Origin of the sequence: Synechococcus sp. WC101, assembly GCF_047461555.1 — a bacterium.
GTDB lineage: Bacteria > Cyanobacteriota > Cyanobacteriia > Thermostichales > Thermostichaceae > Thermostichus.
This window is the reverse complement of sequence record NZ_JANSHG010000271.1, coordinates 1-1770: the sequence shown is the minus strand read 5'-3', so window position 1 is coordinate 1770 and position 1770 is coordinate 1. Positions and strand designations below refer to the sequence as shown.

Below are 1770 nucleotides of genomic sequence, written 5' to 3'. Positions count from 1 at the left end.
GGCCTACACCTGTCGCCCTTCGGGGGAAGCGCCGGCAACTGTTGCAAGATCTGGCAAAGGAGAAAGCTTCCGGGCAGCTCCTAGCTCCTCAGGCCAATTGTCTGCAGGATACCAAAATACATCGACCCGCCAGCGGCTGCTCGCAGGGGGATCCCTTACACTTGAGCTAACTGCTGCTTGAGAGGTGGGGTATGGTACGGCGGAGGCTGGCCGGCGCGGCTGGATCCCTGGCACTTCAGCGTTCTCTGCAGGCTCCTTTGCAGCAGCGCAGCCGGGCGATCAACCGTCGCCGCAAACTGATCTACCGCAGAACTCGCCTACTCTACCAGCGCAACTTGCCCCTTTACCTGCGCAATTTGCTGTTGCAGTACCGCACCAGCTTTATCTACAACCTCAAAGCTAGAGCTGTGATCAGAACTCGCTAGAGAATGTCGAGCTATCTTTTCGCTCTCAGCACAACGGTCTTCACAGCGCGAAAAACAGGCAGATGGCGATGGACATTGCCCTGCCGGAAAGTCTGGATTTATAGTTAAAAATTGTTGTCTGTAAGTCTTCTAAGAGAGAGGCCGGTCTCCCTCCGAGAGAAAAGAGTTGGAAGCGGGAGCCAAGCTAAGGCTACCGAATTGTAAAGCGGCCAACTCCTATCTTCTCGCCGTTGACATGAACCTCGACGCGGTAGCGCCCGGTGTAGGGTTGGCTGAAGCTGAGAAAGCCTCGCACCGTGTCGGCTAGGGGATCCCAGGGAAAATCAAACTTGCGGATCAGTTGCTCGCTCCCGGCTTCTCCGCCCTCGTAGTACCAGAGCATCTCCACCTGGGCGTTGGCAGGGAGGCTGCCCACCGGCAAGATGGCCCAGATCAAGGTGTCGGTGGTCTTAAACTCGGTTGTGGCCTCGCCAGGGCTGCCGTCTCCCCGACCTCGGTGCAGGCTGATCACCCTTGTCCCCGCCTCGTTTGGGGCTTTCTGGCTATAGGCGCGGGCATTGGCTTGCGCTTCCTGAGCGAGGCGATCCAGCTCGGCCAGCAAATCTTCCTGCCGCTTCAGGGCCTCGGTTGCTTCCTGTAGCCAGTGGGCGATCGGCTGCTCTGGAGCTGGGGAAGAAGGCTTTCGGGCGGCCCCGGTAAGGTTTTGGATGGGAAAGCCCCGAGCCGTCCCCACCTCGCTGCCCAGCAAGTTCAGCCAGCGGCTCCGCATTTCGGGTGTCATCTCTGGCTTGGCGGCGTAGGCAATGCGCACAGGGCCGTCTGGGCCTTGGGTGATGCGGCCAATTTCATGCTCTTGGATCCCGGCAACCTGCCCACGACAGCCGGCGCTACGGAACTCGTAGAGGACATCCTCTTCGCTTTCCCGGTGAAACTCCCACGTTGTTTGGGGGCAGTACTCTAGGAGATTATTCCGCATATTGTTTGCCAGGAAGCGGGGCAATTTTGGTACCTGAACGTTCATGACCGAGAGCATTTCTCTCCAAGAGGCCAAGCTCGCCTCGGGCCGTATGAGAACAGTCAATGTAGCTGTCTCAGTAACTTGGCGATCGGCAAAAGCCCACTCCCCCACATCTCCTTCAATGAGGACATTTCCTGAAGGGCTGAGGTGAGCCGAGGCAAAGAGCAGGCCGGCAAAAAGGTTCAACATGATGATCCTCCCTACCAAGATTTGTACTGGGAAATGAGAGGGGAAAGTTCTCAATCAGCTCGCCGGGCAGGCAACGAAAGGAGACTGGACAAGAAGGACAGCCCTTTGTTGTCGCTTTCTCAAGGCTCACCCCAGAGG

The 1770-nt window shown here is 57.8% G+C and carries 2 protein-coding genes; one reads left to right on the top strand and one right to left on the bottom strand.

Translation table 11 applies throughout. The features are described from left to right. The first annotated feature begins 191 nt into the window (after positions 1-191). Positions 192-425 (top strand): hypothetical protein, encoded by a 234-nt coding sequence (locus NW809_RS12335; protein WP_011429292.1) that lies wholly within the window; start codon positions 192-194, stop codon positions 423-425. Between the two features lie 190 nt (positions 426-615). Here the strand turns inward: NW809_RS12335 and NW809_RS12330 are convergent, their stop codons facing one another. Further along, on the bottom strand, positions 616-1632 hold the full coding sequence (locus NW809_RS12330) for a hypothetical protein (protein WP_414402274.1): 1017 nt from the start codon (positions 1630-1632) through the stop codon (positions 616-618). Positions 1633-1770 lie beyond the last annotated feature (138 nt).

What these genes read in the sequence shown, in the direction of transcription:
- NW809_RS12330 (WP_414402274.1), bottom strand. Translation starts at nt 1,632, where the DNA reads ATGTTGAACCTTTTTGCCGGCCTGCTCTTTGCCTCGGCTCACCTCAGC.
- NW809_RS12335 (WP_011429292.1), top strand. Translation starts at nt 192, where the DNA reads ATGGTACGGCGGAGGCTGGCCGGCGCGGCTGGATCCCTGGCACTTCAG.